Here is a 20,956-nt window from a genome sequence, read left to right as displayed (position 1 = left end):
TTTCAGGCAGTTAGCTACGGGCGAGGTGCGGCAGCAGCTAGCACTTCCAAATCATCGCGGCCGACGCGGGTGCAGAACGTGCCCAGCGATTCGCCATCGAGACGATTCGCCTTGTAAGCCGAGAAGATCCCGATCAACTCATCCGCGACATCAGCATCCTTGACCAAGTCCTTGTAGATGTACGCCATACGGTCGCCAACCCAGCCACCGCCGGCAAACAAGGTGTACTTGTCCTTGGCTTTTCCAACTAGCGCCAAGTCGGCGTTGTAAGGACGGGCACAGCCGTTCGGGCAACCGGTCATTCGCAGCGTGAATCGTTCTTTGTCCAGCCCAAGCTTTGCCAATGGCTGTTCGATCGAATCGATGATGCCTGGCAGACGTCGTTCGCTCTCAGTGATCGCCAATCCGCAGGTGGGAAGCGCCACGCAAGCGATCGACCAACGACGCACCATGCTGATGTCTTCGGTCAGCGGAGCGTTGTGCTTCTTGATCAACGCGATCAACTTGTCTTTGTCACCCTCTTCGATATCGGTGAAGATGATGCTCTGGTTCGTGGTCATACGAAGTTCGGTTTTGAACTCGTGGCATACCGCGCGAATCGTTGCTTTGAGTTGATGATTTTCGTTGTCGTACAAACGACCATTTTCGATGTTCAAGCCGTACGACCATTTGCCGTCGCCTTGTTCTTGCCAACCCATGTGGTCATCGACTTCGTGCACGTCATCTTCGGTGCAGTCCTGTAGCGGCTCGCCGAAATACTCTTCGACCTTGGCTCGGAACTTTTCGATACCCCAGTCGGCGATCAAGTATTTCATCCGCGCGACTTTTCGGTCTTCGCGATTTCCGTGATCCCGTTGCACTTTGACCACCGCGACGGCAACGTCAACCGCTTGCTCAGGGGTGCAGAACGCCATTCGCTTGGCGAGTGCTGGGAAGGTCTTTTTGGCCGATGGGGTCGTTCCCATGCCGCCGCCAACCAACACGTTGTAGCCGATGATTTTGTCATCACGAACCACCGCCAGGAAGCCGAGGTCCTGAGCGTAGATGTCGATGCAGTTGTCATCGGGAAGTGCGATGCCGACTTTGAATTTACGTGGCAAGTAAGTCGGCCCGTAAAGCGGTTCGACGACTTCGCCGCTGCCGCCCCCTTCGAGTGTCGACTCGCCACTATCAGGATCGGTGACCCACAATTCGTGATAGGCGGGGGTTTGCGGCGCGAGTGCCACGACCAAGGCATCGGTTAAGACTTGCATGTCGCGATGAACGACGTCAACTCGTTTAGCGGGACAGCAAACGACGTTTCGGTTAACGTCGCCACACGCGGCAAGTGTCGAGAGCTGGATCTCGTTGATGCGGTGAATCGCTTTACGAAGATTGCCTTTGACCACTCCGTGAAGCTGTAGCGTTTGCCGCGTGGTGATCTTCAGCGTCGAATTGCCTAGTTCGTCACACAGATCCAATTGGGCGAGCATTTGGTCGCAGGTGATTCGGCCGCCGGGAATCCGGCAGCGAACCATCATCGAAAACTCTTTGCCACCGCCGGTCTTCTTGGCGGCCATCCGCGCGTCGCGGTCGTCTTGTTGGTAGGTGCCGTGGAATTTCAGCAGCTGTTGATTGTCTTTATTGAATTGATCCGTGTCCTCGGTCAACTCGACGTCGATCGTGCCTTTCAGGAAATTGCTTTCCTCTTTGATTGATTCGTTAGCGCTTAATTTTGGAGCGTCGGTAGACATCGAGACTCAAATCCTGTGAGATTTCGTTTACGTAAATAGTTGGCACATTCCGTCGCACGTCGGCGTCGTCGTTGTACCCAGTGGGGTTCCGCAAAGTTGTGCGGTTTACGAATACTATAACGACGAGACCGAAATGCCACTATGGCGATCAAAATGACTCTTTTTCCCGCGTGAGAAACTCAATGGCAGAAATACTCGATGGCAAGCGAATTGCCGCTGAAATCCGTTCCGAAGTAGCCAAGGATGTCGAGAAACTCAAGCAGGATCTAGGCCGCGATGTCGTTCCCTGTCTCGCAGCGGTGCTGGTGGGTGAGGACCCCGCCAGCCAGGTGTATGTCCGCAATAAGCAACGGGCCTGCGAAAAAGCGGGGATCGAGGGGCGAACGCACCGTTTGCCGGCGGACACCAGCCAAGCCCAATTGTTGGAACTCGTCGACCAGCTGAACAAGGACGACACCGTCAACGGGATTTTAGTTCAATTGCCGCTGCCGGCCGCAGGCAACGGCGGCGCCGGATTCGACGAGCGAGCGGTACTCGATGCGGTGGATCCACTGAAAGACGTGGACGCTTTTTCGCCAGTAAACGTCGGTCTTTTGATGCAGGGGCGGCCGCGATTTTTGCCCTGTACCCCCCATGGAATTGTGCAATTACTGCATCGCTGCAACATTTCCGTCGCTGGAAAACATGTTGTGGTCGTCGGACGCAGCGATATTGTCGGCAAGCCCATGGCGATGATGTTGGCCCAGCGAGACGGAAGTTGCGGCCGCGAAGTCGCCAACGCCACGGTCACGATCGCTCACAGCCGGACCGCAAATCTAGCCGAAGTTTGCCAGTCCGCCGACTGTCTGATCGCCGCCGTCGGTGTGCCGGAAATGATCAAGGGCAATATGGTCAAACCCGGTGCCGTGGTGATCGATGTCGGAATCAACCGCGTCGGTGACAAGTTGGTCGGTGATGTCGCGTTCGCCGAAGCAGCCGAAGTCGCCTCGGCGATCACGCCGGTTCCCGGAGGCGTCGGCCCGCTGACGATCGCCATGCTGCTGCATAACACGGTGCTGGCGACCCGTCTGCAAAACACCTAAGACGACGTTACTCGATCGCTGGAAATCGGTTCTCAAGAATGCGGCTGCGGCAAATTGTCTCTTTTGCCGTCAGCTCGCCAGCGAGTGCACTCAGCGGCGGCGAAAAGAAATGCAGTTGATCCGGGACCTGCCACGAAGCGTCATTGGCAAGCACTTGGCGAACACTCTTGTCGATTTCGCAGTGGTCCGCGTCCAAGTGAATATCAAGCCACAATTGCAGCGAATCATCACGGTAAATCAGCATCGATTGTCGGATGCCGGGCAGCAGGTTGATTCGTTGTTCGATGGACGCGGGAAAAATTTTGTGACCGTTGGGCAGCACGATCACATCATCGCTGCGTCCTAAAATCCGAAACTGTTTTGAGCTTGCATCGACTTCCGCGAGGTCGCCCGTTTCAAACCAGCCATCGCGGTCGATTCGCTGCTCGGTCGCTTCGGGATCATTCCAATATCTCAGCATCACGTGATCCCCGCGGACAAATAATCGTCCGCCGCGGATGTCGATTTCCCAGCCTTCGACCGGGCGACCGACCAATCCGGGAATAGGATCGGCGGGAGTCGCACTGCAAATCACGGGGCCCGTTTCGGTGCATCCGTAACCTTGAATCACCGTGACGCCACGCTTGGCCCAACGATCAAACGTTTTGCTCGTGAGCCCCGCGCCGCCGCAGCCAAGAATCTTTAGCCGCGACAGTCCAAACGATTTTGAATCTTCATCAAGCAGCCGATTGGCCAAGCTAGGGACGACGTTGGCGAGCGTCGGTTGGACATGCGACGCCAGTTGTTTCCAGCCTGCATAACCGTAAGTCAGCACAAGGGTACAGCCACTTAATAGCCAAGTGCCAAAGTCACACGTTCGCGCGTAGGCGTGCGCCAGCGGCAGACTGGTGAGCCGCACGTCGGTGGGCGATTGTGGAACCGCCTTCAGTTTCGCGTAGGCGTTTTTAACGAGTGTTTGGTGCGAGAGCGTGACCCCTTTCGTCGTCCCGCTGGTGCCGCTGGTCCAAAGAATCAGCGCAGCTGACTTGGGATCGGTCGCTTTTCGCTTCGCGAAAATAGCGTCGTCTGCAGCGTCCGCAGAACCAAACTCAACCAGAGTCTCTTCGCTAATCCAGTGCCCGCCGACGCGATCCCAACATGCTTGTTGGTGTGCCGGGTTCGTTCGGCTGCTGATCGGAACATTGATCGCACCGACGCGGGCGGCGGCGAGAGTGAGCACGACATCGTCGATCGTATTGCCGCTGGTGTAGCCGATTCGTTTTGGCAGCGCCGGCGATGATGCGAAGAGGTCATCAAGATGGGCCGCCGTCGTCTGGACCAGCGACGCAAGTTCTCGCCAAGTTCGCGAGCAAGGTTGCTCGTTTTCCCAGGTGATCAGGGCCACCGAATCGGCTCGCGATTGCACCTGTTCGTCAAACGCATCGAGCAGATTCGTGTGCATAAGAAATGGGAACTGTAATCCCGTTTATTAATTTCTATCCGTAGCGAAAGTCGCAGAGACTTTCAGACGCCATCGCTCATGGTCGAAACTCGCTGCGAGTTTCGCTACGCATAAAACTGACTTGTACCCAACCTTCCCCAAACGAAGTTGGGGAAGGTCGTTGTTCATGGAGTGACAGGCTGGAAGCCTATCCTACGGCTTAGGCAGTGGCGCCCATCGACTTGCGAAGCTTCTCGGCGTTGCCGGCTTGGCCGAACGAAACCATACGTGCGACACAAACTTCCTTCATCGCGGTACGAGCTGGCTTCAAGTACGCACGTGGGTCAAACGCAGCCTTGTCTTCGGTCAATACCTTGCGGATCGCACCGGTGATCGCCATACGGCAATCGGTATCGACGTTGATCTTGCGAACACCGCTCTTGATGCCGCGTTGAATTTCTTCGACAGGCACGCCGTAGGTTTGCTTCATTTCACCACCGTACTTGTTGATGATGTCTTGAAGCTCTTGTGGCACCGAGCTGCTGCCGTGCATGACCAAGTGAGTGTTAGGGCATTTCGCGTGAATCTCTTCGATTCGGCTCATTGCCAAAACTTCACCGGTTGGTTTCTTGGTGAACTTGTACGCACCGTGGCTGGTGCCGATCGCAACGGCCAACGCGTCGACGCCGGTTTCGGCAACGAAGCGAGCGGCTTCATCCGGATCGGTCAACAATTGGTCGTGAGTCAAAACGCCTTCGGCACCGTGCCCATCCTCTTGCTCGCCGCCACCCGATTCGAGCGAACCGAGGCAACCGAGTTCGCCTTCAACGCTAACGCCGCGAGCGTGAGCGGCTTTGACAACTTCGGCGGTGACGCGAACGTTGTAGTCGTAATCGGCAGGTGTCTTGCCGTCGGCTTCAAGCGAACCGTCCATCATGACGCTGGTGAAACCGTTGTCGATTGCCGACAAGCAGGTTTCAGGGCTGTTGCCGTGATCTTGGTGCATCACGATTGGAATGTGGGGGTACAACTCGGTCGCTGCAATCATCAAGTGACGCAGGTAGTTGTCTTGCGTGTACGAACGAGCGCCACGCGATGCTTGGATGATGACGGGCGAATCGGTTTCTTCGGCCGCCTCCATGATCGCTTGAATCTGTTCCATGTTGTTGACGTTGAACGCGGCAACGCCGTAATCATTTTCTGCTGCGTGGTCGAGTACAACGCGGAGTGGAACCAAAGCCATGACTAGCTACCTGAGTGCTTGAGGAAAAGTTTGTAAGTTCAAGTTTGTACGGATTATCCCCGACTGGCCCGGTCTCGCAAGGGCTTTAGGATGCGGTTTCCCCCACGATCGAAAGTGGGGCGACAGCAGGCGGATGCGTGGCATCGTCAGCCATGCGGGCAGATTTCTGACAACGGCTTTCTCATTGCCCCTGTCTCGCCTTTAGCCCCGCTTCAAGCGTCGCTACGATCTCGTCAACGTCGTAGACACAGCCTCCCCAAGTTCCCCCGCCGACTTGTTGCAGTGCTGCCCATAGTCGCGTATCAGCGGGCATTTCCGCTTCGACAGCCAAGTCCGGGTGCGGTCCGCGTGCGGCAAACCGCTGTTGGACTGTCGTTTCCGCTGCCCCCGGTTCGAGCACCAAGTCGACCCTGCCGGTGAGCGAAACTCGGTCGACTTCGATTTCGATGATGTCGCCGTCGCGGACCTTGGCAATCGGGCCGCCCGCCAATGCCTCAGGGCCAATGTGCCCGATACAAGCCCCGGTGCTGACTCCGGAAAAACGAGCGTCGGTGATCAAGGCCACCTCTTTGCCGAACGACAAGTATTTCAGCGCCGACGTGATCTGATACGTTTCTTCCATGCCACAGCCAAGCGGTCCGCGACCGATCAACACGATTACGTCACCCGCCTTGATCGCCGGTTCGGTTTGTCCCTTGATCGCGGCGATCGCAGCCCGTTCGGTGGTGAAGACTCGGGCCGGGCCCCGTTTTCGATAGACGTTGTCCTCGTCGATCACGCTCGGGTCAATCGATGTCGCCTTGATCACTGATCCTTCGGGGCAAAGATTGCCGCTGGGGAAACAAACCGTGCTGGTCATCCCGCGACGCGTCGCTTCGGCAGGCGGGATGATCACTTCATCAGGATCGACACCGTCGGCTTCGACGAGTCGGTCGCGACAAACCTGGCGCCGATCACTTGCTCGCCACTGGTCGATCAATTCGTTCCATGTTTTGCCCGTGATCGTGATTGCATCGGCGCGAAGCAGCCCGAGTTCTCGCAAATGCCATGCAACCTCGGGAACACCGCCCGCTAAGAACAATCGCACTGTGGGATGCCCGACGGGACCATTGGGTAAACAGTCGACAAAGCGAGGCACCATTTGGTTGACTTTGCGAAACGCCGCAGCATCAGGCCGTTTTAGACCGGCGGCAGCCGCGATCGCAGGGATGTGCAACAACAAGTTCGTGCTGCCTCCGACCGCCGCGTGAATCAACATCGCATTGAAGATCGCATCGTCGGTCAACACGTCGCGAAGCGATTGGCCTCGCAGCACCATTTGTCTTGATGCTTCAGCCGAATCGCGAGCCAGTTTGGTCCATATCGGTTGCCCGCTCGGCGCGAGCGCCGCGTGCGGTACGGTCATCCCAAGGGCTTCGGCAACCACTTGGCTGGTCGCCGCAGTCCCCAAAAACTGGCAGCCGCCGCCGGGCGTTCCGCACGCTCGGCAGCCTTCGAGCGAGGCTTCCTCGAGTGACATTTCACCGCGAGAATAGCGTGCGCCGATCGTTTGGACTTTGCCCGCGTCTTCACCGACCGTGGGCGGCAACGTCACGCCGCCCGGAACCAATACGTTGGCAAGATTGCTGGATCCGGCCAGTGCCATCATCATCGCAGGCAATCCCTTGTCGCAGGTCGCGATGCCGATGACTCCTTTGCGTTGCGGCAGCGATCGGATCAAACGCCGCATCACCATCGCGGCATCATTGCGATAGGGAAGCGAGTCGAACATTCCCTGAGTTCCCTGCGTCCGCCCATCACACGGATCGCTCACGAATGCGGCAAAGGGAACTCCGTCGTTTTTGCAAACTTGTTCCGCCGCCGCCTGAACCAACAATCCGACTTCCCAGTGCCCGGTGTGGTAACCGAGCGCGATCGGGGTACCATCCGGATTCCGCATCCCCCCCTGCGTGCTTAGGATCAGGTATTGGTCGCCCAATACCCGCCGCGGGTCGAATCCCATACCGACGCTTTGCGTCAATCCAAACAGGTCGCCGCTGCTCCAGTTTCGCAGAATCTCGTCGCTTAACGGCAGCTTTCCGGTCGGCCCGGTGGCTTTGGTTTGGACGGGAGAAACATTTTCAAGAGCACCAAAGTAATCAGGTTCGCTCATAGGGACACCACAAAAAAAAACGGTAGGACGAATGGGGATCGTCCTACCGTAGCTTGAAATGTTCCGCGAGGGAACTCGATGATTGGGCTAGAAGCCTATCACTGCATTTAGCGGCGATCACCTAACAGGATGAACAGGTAATACGCCAACGTCATGATCGATTGCAGCGTTGCGGCCACGTACGTCAATGCGGCAGCATTGAGAACTTTGGCAACATAATGCTCTTCGTTGCCCGCGATGATCCCTTGAGCGACCAGTTGCTCGCGAGCTCGTGAGCTGGCGTTAAATTCCACGGGCAAGTTGATCACCTGGAAAAAAACGACCGCCGCGAACAAAATCACGCCAATCCAAGCCAAGGCGGGGATACCGAACCAAATCCCGCCCAACAACATCCAAATCCCGGCGCCCGAACCAAAGTTCGCTGCGGGGACTGCGGTGTTGCGAATCATTAGCGGTGCGTAATTTTGAGCGTCCTGGAACGCATGCCCCGCCTCGTGACAGGCAACGCCAACTGCCGACATGTTGTGGCCGTTGTAAACGTCGCTGCTCAGCCGCAACACCTTTGCACGCGGGTCGTAGTGATCGCTCAATCGGCCGCCGACTTGTTCGATTCCGACCGAATTCAGCCCCGCACTATCGAGCATCCGCCGCGCCGCTTGGGCACCCGACATTCGAGTCGATATCTTGCTCATTTGCGCAAATGCCGACTTTACCTTCCACTGGGCATACAGCCCCAACAGGAAGGGTGGCAACACAAACAAAAAGTAAAGCATCATTGGCTCTCTACCACCTCATTGAGTAAACACACACTTTGACGCCAAAACGACAGCGCAAAGCGATGCCATGACCTACACGCAACTTATGGACCATTCGCAGCAACAGGAATGATTCTTGGCAGCAGGACACCAAAATTGCACCGTTTTGGTCCCGATAAAACGAATCCGGCCATGCTCGTCAGAACCTAGGCCCAGCCATTACAATCCGAGGCACGATGACCGGGTGGTTGCCAATTTTGACGGCATCGTGAACCTGAATTGGCTGTGACCTTCGTTACTCGCGGCTGATCGACCGCATTGCATTGAAAGTTTTCGTGAACGTTTTAAGCCAATTCGTAAATACAACGACGGATCTACCACTGTCGCTACACTCGGCTGCTTCCCTGTTAGGGGGGGGCGGCTTGCTCGCTAAAGCCGAAGCTTTGCTAGCAAACGCGCAGTGGCTCTCCAATCGGACCTACATTCTGCTCGCCGTGATCATCACGACGCTAGGAATCGCCACGATCGTCGGCGAAGTGCTCTCGCGTCGTGAACCGATGGGAATTGAATCGGCGCTAATCGCACGTTTCAAGCACAAAGTTCGCGTGTGGTGGATGATGCTGGCGATCTTTGTGTTCGGTTTCGTGCTGCACCGGGTCGGAGTCGTCGTGCTGTTTGGTTTCGTTTCGTTCTGGGCGCTGCGTGAATTCATCACGATGACGCCGACGCGGCGAGGCGACCATCGCACGCTGTTCTGGGTCTTCTTTATCTTCACCCCGCTGCAATACATTTTGATCGGACTGGGCAGCAGTCCTCCAAGCTGGATCACCACCGATCCAAACCGCGATTTTTATGATTTCTATAGCATCATGATTCCGGTTTATGCGAGTTTGTTTATCCCGGCACGGGCGGCGATCGCTGGCGACTACAAACGGTTCCTCGAACGCAGTGCAAAAATTCAATCTGGATTGCTGATCTGCGTTTACTCTCTCAGCTATGCTCCGGCACTACTGGACCTTGATTTGGTACAGACCGGAAAGATTCCTTGGAACGGCAGCAACGTAAGCTTGCTTGTTTTCTTTGTCTTGATCGCACAACTCGCCTCGGTGTTTGAACGAGCCTGGGGCAAGCTCGCAGGCCGCAAGGTGATCGCCGAAAAAATCAACGCCTCGCGAACCTGGGAAGGTTTTTTAGGCTCGATGGTCACCACCGGACTTGTCGCGGCGGCGCTTTCGTGGGCCACCCCGTTTCATCCTTGGGAGGCATGGATTTTGGGTGCTGTTGTGACCGTGATGGCGTGTGCTGGAACGATGACAATGAGTGCAATCAAACGCGACCGAGGCGTCACCGACACCGGGACGCTTGTCCAAGGCCACGCAGGACTGTTGGACCAGATCGACACGATTTGTTTCGCCGCGCCCGTTTTCTATCACCTCACTCGATTCTTTTGGTCGGTATGACGCTTCACCTTTTTGACACTCACGCTCATCTGAATACCGATGCCTTTGACGGAATCGTCGACGACGTGATCACGCGAGCCAAAGAGGCGGGCGTCGTTGGGATCAACGTGGTCGGGGTGGACGTCAAGACCAGCCGCCGCGCGTGCGAGCTCGCTGCAGAGTATCCGGATTACTTGTTTGCCACGATCGGGATCCAGCCCAACTCGGCCGCCGAAGCGGCCGATGGGGATTTCGCTTTGATCCAGGCGATGGTCAACCAGCCGGGCGTGAAAGCGATCGGTGAAACGGGATTGGATTGCTATTGGGACGACACACCACTTCCGATGCAACATGATTACTTTGATCGTCACATGCAGTTATGTCGCGACACGGGATTGCCGATGGTGATCCACATGCGTGAAAGTGGCGATTTGATTGTCGATCAATTGCAGCGGCAATCGTCGGTGCCCGCAGGCATCATGCACTCGTTCACCGGCGATATCGCACTGGGCAAACAGTGCTTAGAGATGGGGCTGCACCTCAGTTTTGCAGGGATGGTCACGTTCAAAAAGAGTGACGAATTGCGAGCCGTTGCCGCGATCGTGCCCGACGACAAACTTCTCATCGAAACCGACGCGCCCTATCTGAGTCCTGAACCGCTGCGAGGCAAACGACCCAACGAACCGGCTCGCGTGGCTCACACGCTTCGCTGTCTCGCCGATGTTCGAGGCGTATCCCCCGAGCGATTAGCGGCGATCACCACCGATAACGCCCGCCGTTTGTTTGGATTGTCGGTTTAGACCGAATCAAGTCGCTGCAAGCAATGCCGTTCCGGCAACCGATTGTCGCTCGGCTTTCGAAGCCGTCTGCGTGCTTCACCTCCTCAAAACTTGTTTTGGGGAGGTCAGAGCGAGCAAAGCAAGCTCTGGGTGGGGCCTCGCCGTGTTAGAGATTGCACTGTGCAAGTTCATTCCAACCAGCCCTCCCCGGCCGCTACCGTAATAAAATTCGGCGTTGAGCAAGCGTCCTGTCACCTCTCCCAAACGCAGTTTTAGGGAGAGGTCGAGCAGAGCCTTCAGCGATGCTCGGGTGAGGGCCGACCGAGCAAGTCGGGGCCAGTGCATGCTATGTTGCGCGGTCGGCCCTCACCCGGACGAGGCCTGAAGGGGCCCGTCCGACCTCTCCCGCGCTGCGCTCGGGAGAGGTGACAGAACACTGCTGTCTGCAATGTCGCTCGGCTTTCCAAGCCGTCGGCGTGCTTCACCGCCCCGAAACTTGTTTTGGGGAGGTCAGAGCGAGCAGAGCAAGCTCTGGGTGGGGCCTCGTTGTGTTAGAGATTGCACTGTGCAAGTTCATTCCAACCAGCCCTCCCCGGCCGCTACCGCAGCCGAACTCTCGAGGAGTGGGGGAATTCTAGGATGCCGGAACTTCGCTATCGCTACAGTCCGGCCTTCGGGGGCATTACGGCGCCGGGTACTTTACTGCATTTCGAATCATTTTGGCTCGCAGTGTCTCGCTTAAATCGATCTCCATCGCGTTGGCGATTGCGATCACGTAAGCCAAACAATCCGCGAGTTCTTCGCCCGCTTCGTGTTTGCGTTTCTCGTCCAGCTTGACCTTGGCTCCTTCTTCGAGCGTCAACCACTGGAAATGCTCCATCAGCTCGGCCGCTTCGATCGCCAGCGACATCGACAAGTTTTTGGGGTTGTGGAATTGATGCCAGTCTCGCTCGGCGACAAATTTCTCGACGAGGATTCGCAGTTCATTGACCGTGGTTGTTTCATCGCTCATGGTTCACACTCTACAATCTTGGCATGGATGATCCGTCAAACCCAGCATCTCAACCGCATTCCGGCGTGCCACCACGTCGAAACGGAAATGCATCTCGGCAATGGAGTCTGCGTGAGTTTTGGGGGCTGGTCACGATCGTGATGTTGGTGGTCGCATTTGTCGTCACACTACAGCGTTTGCGGCGAGCCGAGTTGGAACTGGATCGATTACGCCGCGAGCATGGCTATTTGGAACCCACCACGGAGAGCGAAATTGCCGCCTCGCGTGCTCCGTCGGACCAACCGCTGACCTATCGAGCCCGCGTGCGTGTTCCTGACCAGCCTCGTTATCGCGTGTGTTATAGCACATTGTGGCCCAAGGACTCGTCGGCTCCTGATTGGTTTGCCGCCGTCGACCTGCCGCCCGGCGAGTCGGTCGTGACCGTCAAAATTGGCTCCGATCCGCGAGACTCGCGGTGGAAAATTACCGCGACCGTACAGAGTGACCGTGGCACGAAGCGTTTGGCGACAGTCCTGCCGGCTGAACATGTCACGATTTTTCGCGGCACACATGATGCGCTGCGGTCGGGAATCGGCAAAGAGACGGTGCGAAAAGGGAAGACCGGGTCGATCCGCCTGATCGACGACCGCTGGCTGGTCGGCAATGCGGGGGTGATGTTGTACGGTGACAAACCGCCGTCGGAAAACCAAGTCGGCGTGTTTGCCGAGTTACAGCCTGATCAAGGCCCTCTCTAAAGAATCCGCATTTTGCTGTATCTTCTAGCCGTGTCCCCCTCGTTTCTCCCTTTGTTTTTGTAGCTTCATCGATGGCGAAAGATTTCCTAAAAGGTGCCGCGGACGAATATGACGTGGTCGTGATTGGCAGCGGATTAGCCGGAATGACCTCCGCCAATATCCTCGGCCGCGCCGGCCATCGCGTCCTGTTGTTGGAACAACACTACAAACTTGGTGGACTCGCGACTTGGTTCCTACGTCCCGGTGGCCACATCTTTGACGTGTCGCTGCACGGGTTTCCCCACGGCATGATCAAATCGTGTCGCCGCTATTGGAACCGAGACATTGCCGATCGCATTGTCCAATTGAAAAACATTCGCTTCGACAATCCTCAGTTCTCGCTCACGACCAGCTTCAATCGCGAAGACTTTACTCGTTTGCTGACCACCGATTTCGGGATCGCTCCGGATACGGTCAACGAGTTCTTTGATACCGCCCGAGGCATGAACTTCTACGACGATCAACAGATCACGACTCGGCAACTGTTTGATCGTTTCTTTCCCGGTCGCGATGACGTCGTGCGGTTGTTGATGGAACCGATCACGTACGCCAACGGTTCGACGCTCGAAGACCCCGCGATCACTTACGGAATCGTGTTTAGTAACTTCATGAGCAAGGGCGTGTTCATCTACGAAGGAGGCACCGAAGACCTTGTCGCTCGGATGAAGAAAGAACTCGAATCGAACAATGTCGACATTCGCATCCGCTGTGGTGTCGACAAAATCAATGTCAAAGACGGCAGCGTCAATTCAGTCGAAGTCAATGGTCGCACCATTCGCTGTCGCGCCGTCGTCAGCAATGCAAACCTAAAGACGACCGTGCTGAAGATGCTCGGCAGCGAAGTGCTTGACAAAGACTATGTCGAGCGAGCCGACGCGGTGCGGCTGAACAACAGCAGCACGCAAGTCTATATGGCGCTGAAAGAAGGCGAAGAAATTGATGAGTCCGGCGGCGATTTGTTTTTCACCAGCACGGCAAAGGAGTTTCGCACCGACTTGTTATTGAGTCGCGATATCACCAGCCGCACGTTCAGTTTCTACTATCCTCGCACGCGGCCTGAGAAGAAAAAGGATCGTTATGCGATCGTCAGCAGCACGAATGCGAACTGGTCTGATTGGGCCGATTTGAGCGACGAGGACTACGAAGCAAGTAAAAAAGATTTGGTCGAAACGACGATCGACGCGTTGGAAAAATACATTCCAGGGATTCGCAATAAAATCGATCGCGCCGAAGCAGCAACGCCGCGGACGTTCAATCACTACACGCGACACGAGCTCGGAGCGAGCTTTGGAACGAAATTCGAAGGGCTTGGCGTTAGCCGCGAACTGCCTCAGCAGGTCGGTGGCATGTTCCATGCCGGCAGCGTCGGGATCATCATGAGCGGATGGCTCGGAGCGATCAATTACGGCGTCATCGTCAGCAACGAGGTCGATCAGTTGCTGGTCAGCACCGCCAACGCGACTTAATTCTTAGGCGGAAACCCCACTTCTAAATACTGCGTGGGGTTGGCATTGGTGGTATCTTTGGGATTCCCCTTTTTGATTGGATCCCCATGAGAATACTTGCTTGTTTTGCCATCGCTTTGGCCGTATCTGCTGTCGGACAATTGAACGCCGCGTCGCCCCCGAATATCGTCTTCGTGTTGTGTGACGATCATCGATTCGATTGTCTCGGTGCGGCGGGGCATCCGTTCATCGAAACCCCGCACATCGATTCGATCGCTCGTGACGGTGCGATGCTGACGCGGGCTTACGTGACAACATCGCTCTGTTCCCCCAGCCGCGCATCGATTCTGACCGGTCAATACGCTCATAACCATCGTGTGGTCGACAACTACCATCCGGTCGACCCCACACTGACGTTTTTTCCTCAACACTTGCAAAAAGCCGGTTTCCAAACCGCGTTCATTGGCAAGTGGCACATGGGCGGTGAAATCGATGATCCCCAGCGTGGTTTTGACCACTGGGTCGCTTTCAAAGGCCAAGGCACCTATTGGCCCGACGGCCACGGCACCACACGAGAGGTTCCTCAGACGACCTACGATGGGCTAAACATCAATGGGAAACGGGTGCCGCAAAACGGCTACATCACCGACGAGCTAACTGATTATGCGATTGAATGGTTGCAAAATCGTGACACGGAGAAGCCATTCTTTTTGTACGTCAGCCACAAGGCGGTGCACTCCGATTTTGTTCCCGCCGATCGACATCGGGGACGTTATGCTGATCAACCGCTTCCGATTGAAACACCGACGGTTGAGCAAATGGATGCGGGCAAATTGCCGATGTGGGTTCGCAATCAACGAAACAGCCGACATGGAGCCGAATTCGGATACAACTTGGCCGATTTTTCGCCTGAGGTTTATTACCGGCGGTATTGTGAATCGATCCTTGCGGTCGACGACAGCGTCGGGCGGCTGATGACGTTTTTGCAAGAAAACGAATTGCGAGACAACACCGTGTTTGTCTTTATGGGAGATAACGGGTTCCAGTTTGGCGATCATGGATTGATTGACAAACGAACGGCATACGAAGCCAGTGCACGCGTTCCGCTGCTGATCATGGCGCCGGGACGGATTCCCGCAGGGCAATCGTTTGACGCGCTGGTCGGTAATATCGACGTCGCTCCGACACTTTTAGAAGCGGCTTCCGCACCCGCCCTGCCCAAACAAGACGGCAAAAGTTTCTGGACGGCACTGACGCAAAACGATGCGTCCGGTTTTGATCGCAAGACGCTGCTGTACGAATACTACTGGGAACGCAACTATCCCCAAACACCGACGCTGCATGCGATCATCGGCGGTCGTTACAAATACATCCGCTGTCACGGTTTGTGGGATCGCGATGAGTTGTACGACTTGCAACTCGACGCTGCCGAGATGCACAATCTGATTGACTCGCCTGAGCATGCCGATCGAATCGGACAGCTCAACGCCCAGTTGTGGGACCTTCTGCACGCCAGCGGCGGTGACGAGATGCCGTTATTGGAAGATCGCGGAGCCCAATTCCCGTGGCGGAATCCCCGCAAGTCAAAACAAGCCCCGTTCCCCGCCGAATTCTTCCGCACCAGCGAACACGGAAATTGATTTCTGATTGTCTCCTTCAAGACCAGCGATCAGGCAGCTTTCCATCCGTCGAAGTTAATTTTAGAAAGTTCCCTATCGCGTCAAAACGTGTCCAAGCCCGTTTTTAATCAAAAAGGGTCGGGGCACCGGGGTAAATGACTTGGGGGGAATCGCTGGAGTTTTTGATCACTGCTTCGTTTGTTAGGGCATGGGGGCGAGTTTTGCCATCGGGGAAAATGTGGTGTACCGTTCCTCCTGATGTGACCGTGTAGTCGCTAACGAGTCGGCGGTGGCACCTCCAGAAAACGCTTTCAGAGCACATGATCGCGGTTCGTTTGGCTGCAGCAATTTGCTTGAGCTCCGCAAACGCCTCTCGAAATGTCTCGGTCAGCATGTAGTCGGCGTAATTTCGAAAACTTTGGTTTCGTAGTCCGTCGTTGGGCGATGGCGATGTCGCGTCTTGTTGACTGCGGCGACCTCCGAGGCCTTCCAGCCAACGATAGTTGATTCCCTGCGACTGAAGCGATTCGGACAGAAGTTCCTGGCCAAAGTGCGGGAATTTTCGAGAGCCAGGAAATCGACGAATGTCGCCAACTAGCTCGATGTCGTGCTGTTGCAGCAGTGCAACAAAATCGTCGAGCTGCAAGTTGGAGTGACCGATCGTCCATATTTCCATCGAGTTGGCTTTCACCATCTTGGTCCTATCACGAGTTGAACAGAGCGGCGTCCGCTAGTCAGAGGCACCGCTGTCATGTTTGACAAATCGCATCACCGCGTCGACGATTGCGTCGGCCGAGATGCCTTGCAGGTCGAGCTGTTTTTCCGGCGATCCGCTGAGCGGTTGCTTGCGGACGGCCAGACAGTTCACGGCGGTCGCGTGGTCCGACAAACTGGTCAACACCGCTTCGCCGAGTCCGCCTTCGGGCGCATGGTCCTCGATCGTAAAGATCACTTTGGTTTGGTCGGCCGCTTGCCGTACCGTGGCGTGGTCCAGCGGCTTGATGGAATACAAATCGATCACTCGTGTGGCAATCCCGTGTTCTTTCAGTTGCTGGTGCGCGTGCAGTGCTTCGTGTAGTGTGATGCCGGCCGCGATCAGCGTTACTTGATCCTCGTCGGATTGACGCAGCACTTTACTGCCGCCGATCGGAAATTTCTCGTTGATGTCATAGATTACCGGTGTGTCACCTCGCGTGGTTCTTAGATAGGCGATACCACGGTGCTTGGCCATCGCTTCGACCAAGGCTTCGGTCGATACGGCATCACAGGGATACAGCACCACACTGTCGCGAATCGTGCGGAACATCGCGATGTCTTCCAGCCCCATTTGCGACGGCCCGTCCTGACCAATCGAAACGCCACAATGCGAGCCGACAAATTTGACGTTGGCTTGGCTGTAAGGCAACATGCGAATTTGATCAAACGCTCGGGTCAGAAACGCGGCAAAGCTGGAAACAAACGGCAATTTGCCTCGTAGCGCCAATCCCGTTGCCGCTCCCACCATGTTTTGTTCAGCAATGAACATTTCAAAGAAGCGGTCGGGATAGTCGTCACGAAATTGTTTCGAACGCGTTGAATTGCAGACTTCGCCGTCCAGTGCAACCAACGCAGGATACTTCATCGCCAAGCGGCATAACGCGTTGCCATAGGCGTCGCGTGTTGCCAATTCATCACCGATTTTGTAATCCGGCGGCTCCGCTTCGTCTGACTCCAGCGGCTTCAGTTGCACATCGTCGGGTTTGGCGATTTCGCCTTGTACGGGTTCTGCGATCTCGCCAATGTCGGACAATGCTTCGTCCAGACGATCTTTGTCGATCGGTTTGCCGTGAAAGCCTTCTTGGTTCTCGAGGAACGGGACGCCTTTGCCTTTGATGGTCCGAGCAATGATCATGACGGGTTGGTCGGTTGATTGGCACGCATCGGCATAGGCATTGCGAACTTGCGAATGATCATGGCCATCGCTAACGAGGATACATTTCCATCCAAACGCCTCGATTCGTTGTTGGTACGCTTCCAAGTCGTAACCGTACATCGTTTCGCCGCGTTGACCGAGTCGATTGACGTCCAGAATGCCAATCAAGTTATCTAGTTTGTAATGGGAGGCCAATTGGATCGCTTCCCACTGGGACCCTTCGGCCATTTCGCTATCGCCGAGCAATACAAATGTGCGGTAGGGCAGATGGTCCAAATACTTGGCGGCAAGTGCCATTCCCAAGCCGATCGACAATCCTTGACCGAGCGAGCCGGTGGCGGCTTCGGTAAATCGAAAACGAGCCGTCGGATGGCCTTCCAGTTTGCTACCAAACGTGCGGTAGCTCATCAGTTCTTCTTCACTCACCTGACCCGCTGCGGCCCAGAGTGCGTAGAACAGCGGAGAGGCGTGTCCTTTAGAGAAAATCAGCCGATCGTTGGCGGGATGCTCTGGATCTTCCACGTCGTAGCGAAAGGTGCCAGCAAAGACGAGGTCGGTCATCAATTCCACCGCGGACAGCGAAGAAGTCGGGTGCCCCGAATCGGCTGCGGAAGTGGATTGCACGATCCAGCGGCGGATTTGTGTTGCGAGTTGTTGCAGTTGTTTCGCTTTGATCGGCGAACTTGGTTGTGAGGAAACCGATTGTGAGGAAACAGCCATGGAATTTCTCCTGGTTGGTTTGTCGTCAACGTGGTCGCCACGCCATCAGCCGGCGGTGTTTGTCGGGCTCGCCGCGACCGAATTGTGTGGCCATACGCGGCCTTGCTTCGCGAATAAATTTCGAGCAATTGTCGCGCCGTCGCTATCTCGGGCGACAGCGGTTTATAGGAATGCGAGTTGCAGCATTAATGGCAACAAACCCGGCACCGCTCGCAGACGTCTACGACACCGGAAAAGCAGAAAATTCCTAAGGAGCTACTGAAATGTTTATGAAAGTAAAAAGGTCGGATGACCTCGTTCGTATCGACGATCTTCAAATGCTGGCCAGCCCATTAGAAGAAAGTGTCAAGGGATGTCGTCAAGCGGGAGAGGAAGAGCAAGATGCGGAGATGTTTCGCAAAACCGACTTGGTTTTCCCCTCGGGTGAATCTCTACCCAAGTGCTGGGTCGATGCCGATTATCAAGTCCATCACACGCCCACCGATTCGTCGCATCCATCACATGCCTGATCTATACGGCATCTCGCTACGGCATCAATGATCACATCCAAAAGGAACTCGCATGAATAGAAGTACTCGCAAAACTTTTGTACGAAACGGCTCGCTTCCACTTCTGGCGTGTCTCGCGTTGACGTTTTGGGGATCGCAGGTTACGGCACAACAATTCGACACACCGGATCGCGAACGCGGTCGTGACGCTGCGGTCCAACGCGAAGGTGGCATTCCACGATCGCAGATTTCAAGCGAAGCCGACGACCCACAGCAGGGCAGCGAAGAAGGCATGCCGCAATCGAACCAATCGCGTGCGAACACAAGAGTTCAGCCGCATGTTGTCCCGCCGCAATCGGATCACTGGAAGCTAGGTGTGTACGCCCGTAACACCGACACCGGTGTCGTTGTCACCCGAACCATTCCCAACACTGCGGCGCACCGCGTTGGGCTCGAGCGTGGCGATCGCATCGTCGCGGTCAGTGGTTTCCAGGTGGGCTGGATCCAAGATCGACTGTACCCGCTTGGTGCGGAATTGAATCGTCAAGCTGGCCGCCGAGGGCATGTCACGTTGTTGGTCCAGAATGTGCGAACCGATCAATTGATCAATCTCGAGGTGCAGTTGGACGGTGATCGACGATTTCGTATTCAAGAACGCTCGGAGCGTCCGACTGACGATTCTTCGTTTCCACAACCTTCATTGCCCGAATAAGGATCGCTGTCCGCGGTGAATCCAGCGCTGAACAGCAACGCAGTGAAGCAACGCAGTGAAGCATTTAGAGGCGGCAAATGACGGCAATTGCATTTTGTAGCTACGCTCGCAAGAGCGTGGTTGGTTGCTAACCCGTTACAAGCCGGCGGAAGAATTCGCCTTCGTTGACTGTGGGGCTTTCGGGGCGGCCTTTGTGGATGTAGGTCAATTGCCGGTTGCCAAGTCCGAGCAAATGCAGGATCGAAGCGTGCAGGTCGTGAACATGCAATCGGTCGACGGTTGCATGCAGCCCAAGGTCGTCCGTCTCGCCAATCGTTTGCCCTCCTTTGACTCCGCCGCCGGCCATCCACATCGTGAACCCGCTGGGATTGTGATCGCGACCGTTGCCTTTTTCCGACATCGGCGTGCGGCCAAACTCGCCGCCCCAAACCACCAGCGTCTCCTCGAGCATGCCTCGCTGTTTTAAGTCCTTTAACAGCGCGGCCACCGGCAAGTCCATCGCTCGGCACATGTTGCTGTGGTTGCCTTCGATGTTCGAGTGCGAATCCCACTTGCTGCCCGCTCCATGGTACAGCTGGATGAACCGGACGCCACGTTCGGCCATCCGCCGAGCCAACAAGCATAGCCGACCATAGGATGCGGTTTCCTTTTGGTTGATCCCATACATCACCTTGGTCTTTTCGGACTCGCGTGCGAGATCGATCACATCGGGAGCTTCGGATTGCATGCGAAACGCCAGTTCGTAGCTCGAGATGCGAGCTTCCAATTCGGATTGCTCGGGATGCTGGTTTGCGTACCGCTGGTTCAGTTGATTCAAAAATGCCAGCTTGGCTCGTTGCTGCAGGTCGGTCATCCCTTCAGGTGGATTCAAGTAGGGAATCGGTTGTTTGCCTTCGCTCAGCCGTGTGCCTTGATAGACCGCGGGCATAAATCCCGAACCCCAGCTGCGCGGTCCATTGACGATCTGGGCTCCGTTGTCCTGCATCACAACAAAGGCAGGCAGGTTGTCATTTACGCTGCCAAGCCCGTAGCTGACCCAGCTGCCAAGCGACGGACGACCACTAAGGATCGAACAGGTGTTCATCTGACAAACGCCCGCCGAATGATTGATGCCGTTGGCCCAACATGACCGGATCACGGCGATGTCGTCGACGCACTTGGCGGTTTCGGGCAACCAATCCGAAACCCAGGTTCCCGATTCGCCGTGTTGTTTCCATTTGCGTTTGGTGGGCAGCAGCGGCGATCGCATCTCCCCCATCGCCGTGACCACTTCACCAAAGCTGGCCGGAATCGGTTTGCCCGCTAATTTTTGCAGCAGCGGTTTGGGATCAAAGAGGTCCAGATGACTCGGACCACCCTCCATAAACAGAAAGATGACTCGCTTTGCCGTCGGTGCGAAATGAGGCGACTTGGCGGCGAGTGGATTCAAGTTGATCTCGGATGCGTCCGCACGGTTCGCGATACTTGCCGCCGCAGGCCCCGCAGTCGCATCGGACATCATCCCTGCCAATGCAAGGGCTCCAAAACCAGCACCACTTTGCGTTAGGAATTCGCGACGACTCGATGGAAGTGCGTAGTGCGGCAAATCGATGGTCGCGAGACGATTGTTGTTTGGTCTAGGGATGGACATGACTTTCCTAATGCACGACGGGGGAGGGAGTGTCGTCAATGG

The 20,956-nt window shown here is 55.9% G+C and carries 17 protein-coding genes; 8 read left to right on the top strand and 9 right to left on the bottom strand.

Features of this window, described 5'->3' with window-relative positions; all coding sequences use genetic code 11:
- Positions 1 to 14: 14 nt before the first annotated feature.
- Entirely contained in the window at positions 15 to 1,733 is a 1,719-nt protein-coding gene (locus ABD971_RS27665; RefSeq protein ID WP_339937431.1) for an NADPH-dependent assimilatory sulfite reductase hemoprotein subunit, read from the bottom strand.
- Positions 1,734 to 1,915: 182 nt separating this feature from the next.
- Between ABD971_RS27665 and folD the strand changes: the two genes are divergently transcribed.
- Positions 1,916 to 2,815, top strand: a complete 900-nt coding sequence (gene folD / locus ABD971_RS27660) for a bifunctional methylenetetrahydrofolate dehydrogenase/methenyltetrahydrofolate cyclohydrolase FolD (RefSeq protein ID WP_339937429.1) — start codon at positions 1,916 to 1,918, stop codon at positions 2,813 to 2,815.
- A 7-nt stretch (positions 2,816 to 2,822) separates the two neighbouring features.
- Here the strand turns inward: folD and ABD971_RS27655 are convergent, their stop codons facing one another.
- From ABD971_RS27655 to ABD971_RS27640, 4 genes are all read right to left on the bottom strand, one after another.
- Positions 2,823 to 4,256 (bottom strand): class I adenylate-forming enzyme family protein, encoded by a 1,434-nt coding sequence (locus tag ABD971_RS27655; protein ID WP_345327010.1) that lies wholly within the window; start codon positions 4,254 to 4,256, stop codon positions 2,823 to 2,825.
- 199 nt (positions 4,257 to 4,455) lie between these two features.
- Positions 4,456 to 5,478 (bottom strand): class II fructose-bisphosphate aldolase, encoded by a 1,023-nt coding sequence (gene fba / locus ABD971_RS27650; RefSeq protein WP_339937425.1) that lies wholly within the window; start codon positions 5,476 to 5,478, stop codon positions 4,456 to 4,458.
- 181 nt (positions 5,479 to 5,659) lie between these two features.
- Positions 5,660 to 7,630: a YjhG/YagF family D-xylonate dehydratase gene (locus tag ABD971_RS27645; RefSeq protein ID WP_345327009.1), complete on the bottom strand. Its 1,971-nt coding sequence runs from the start codon at positions 7,628 to 7,630 to the stop codon at positions 5,660 to 5,662.
- A 107-nt stretch (positions 7,631 to 7,737) separates the two neighbouring features.
- Positions 7,738 to 8,406 (bottom strand): zinc metallopeptidase, encoded by a 669-nt coding sequence (locus ABD971_RS27640; RefSeq protein WP_339937422.1) that lies wholly within the window; start codon positions 8,404 to 8,406, stop codon positions 7,738 to 7,740.
- A gap of 422 nt (positions 8,407 to 8,828) precedes the next feature.
- Here ABD971_RS27640 and ABD971_RS27635 point away from each other — a divergent pair, with 422 nt between their 5' ends.
- Both ABD971_RS27635 and ABD971_RS27630 read left to right on the top strand, forming a co-directional pair.
- Positions 8,829 to 9,845 carry a phosphatidate cytidylyltransferase gene (locus ABD971_RS27635; RefSeq protein ID WP_339937420.1) on the top strand — a complete coding sequence of 339 codons (1,017 nt, stop codon included), beginning with the start codon at positions 8,829 to 8,831 and terminating at the stop codon, positions 9,843 to 9,845.
- Positions 9,842 to 10,624, top strand: coding sequence for a TatD family hydrolase (locus ABD971_RS27630; protein WP_345327008.1), 783 nt, complete (start codon positions 9,842 to 9,844; stop codon positions 10,622 to 10,624). Before ABD971_RS27635 ends, ABD971_RS27630 begins: the two co-directional genes overlap by 4 nt.
- A gap of 661 nt (positions 10,625 to 11,285) precedes the next feature.
- On the opposite strand, the gene ABD971_RS27625 is transcribed toward ABD971_RS27630, so the two are convergent.
- Positions 11,286 to 11,615: a nucleotide pyrophosphohydrolase gene (locus tag ABD971_RS27625; protein WP_339937416.1), complete on the bottom strand. Its 330-nt coding sequence runs from the start codon at positions 11,613 to 11,615 to the stop codon at positions 11,286 to 11,288.
- 23 nt (positions 11,616 to 11,638) lie between these two features.
- Between ABD971_RS27625 and ABD971_RS27620 the strand changes: the two genes are divergently transcribed.
- From ABD971_RS27620 to ABD971_RS27610, 3 genes are all read left to right on the top strand, one after another.
- Positions 11,639 to 12,349 (top strand): hypothetical protein, encoded by a 711-nt coding sequence (locus ABD971_RS27620; RefSeq protein ID WP_345327007.1) that lies wholly within the window; start codon positions 11,639 to 11,641, stop codon positions 12,347 to 12,349.
- 71 nt (positions 12,350 to 12,420) lie between these two features.
- Positions 12,421 to 13,854, top strand: coding sequence for a phytoene desaturase family protein (locus ABD971_RS27615; protein ID WP_339937413.1), 1,434 nt, complete (start codon positions 12,421 to 12,423; stop codon positions 13,852 to 13,854).
- A gap of 86 nt (positions 13,855 to 13,940) precedes the next feature.
- Positions 13,941 to 15,473 (top strand): sulfatase family protein, encoded by a 1,533-nt coding sequence (locus ABD971_RS27610; RefSeq protein WP_345327006.1) that lies wholly within the window; start codon positions 13,941 to 13,943, stop codon positions 15,471 to 15,473.
- A gap of 103 nt (positions 15,474 to 15,576) precedes the next feature.
- Here the strand turns inward: ABD971_RS27610 and ABD971_RS27605 are convergent, their stop codons facing one another.
- The gene (locus tag ABD971_RS27605) at positions 15,577 to 16,146 is read right to left on the bottom strand and encodes a DUF488 domain-containing protein (protein WP_345327005.1); all 570 of its coding nucleotides are present in this window, start codon (positions 16,144 to 16,146) and stop codon (positions 15,577 to 15,579) included.
- A gap of 36 nt (positions 16,147 to 16,182) precedes the next feature.
- Positions 16,183 to 18,084, bottom strand: coding sequence for a transketolase (locus tag ABD971_RS27600; protein ID WP_345327004.1), 1,902 nt, complete (start codon positions 18,082 to 18,084; stop codon positions 16,183 to 16,185).
- A gap of 263 nt (positions 18,085 to 18,347) precedes the next feature.
- Here ABD971_RS27600 and ABD971_RS27595 point away from each other — a divergent pair, with 263 nt between their 5' ends.
- Complete coding sequence (locus ABD971_RS27595) at positions 18,348 to 18,593, top strand: acetyltransferase (RefSeq protein WP_345327003.1); 246 nt, start codon at positions 18,348 to 18,350, stop codon at positions 18,591 to 18,593.
- 52 nt (positions 18,594 to 18,645) lie between these two features.
- On the top strand, positions 18,646 to 19,284 hold the full coding sequence (locus ABD971_RS27590) for a PDZ domain-containing protein (protein WP_345327002.1): 639 nt from the start codon (positions 18,646 to 18,648) through the stop codon (positions 19,282 to 19,284).
- Between the two features lie 127 nt (positions 19,285 to 19,411).
- On the opposite strand, the gene ABD971_RS27585 is transcribed toward ABD971_RS27590, so the two are convergent.
- Positions 19,412 to 20,914, bottom strand: a complete 1,503-nt coding sequence (locus ABD971_RS27585) for a DUF1501 domain-containing protein (protein ID WP_345327001.1) — start codon at positions 20,912 to 20,914, stop codon at positions 19,412 to 19,414.
- Between the last annotated feature and the right edge of the window lie 42 nt (positions 20,915 to 20,956).

Origin of the sequence: Novipirellula rosea (assembly GCF_039541335.1) — a bacterium.
GTDB lineage: Bacteria > Planctomycetota > Planctomycetia > Pirellulales > Pirellulaceae > Novipirellula > Novipirellula rosea.
The sequence above is the reverse complement of the archived record's forward strand: the minus strand, read 5'-3'. Positions and strand labels throughout refer to the sequence as shown.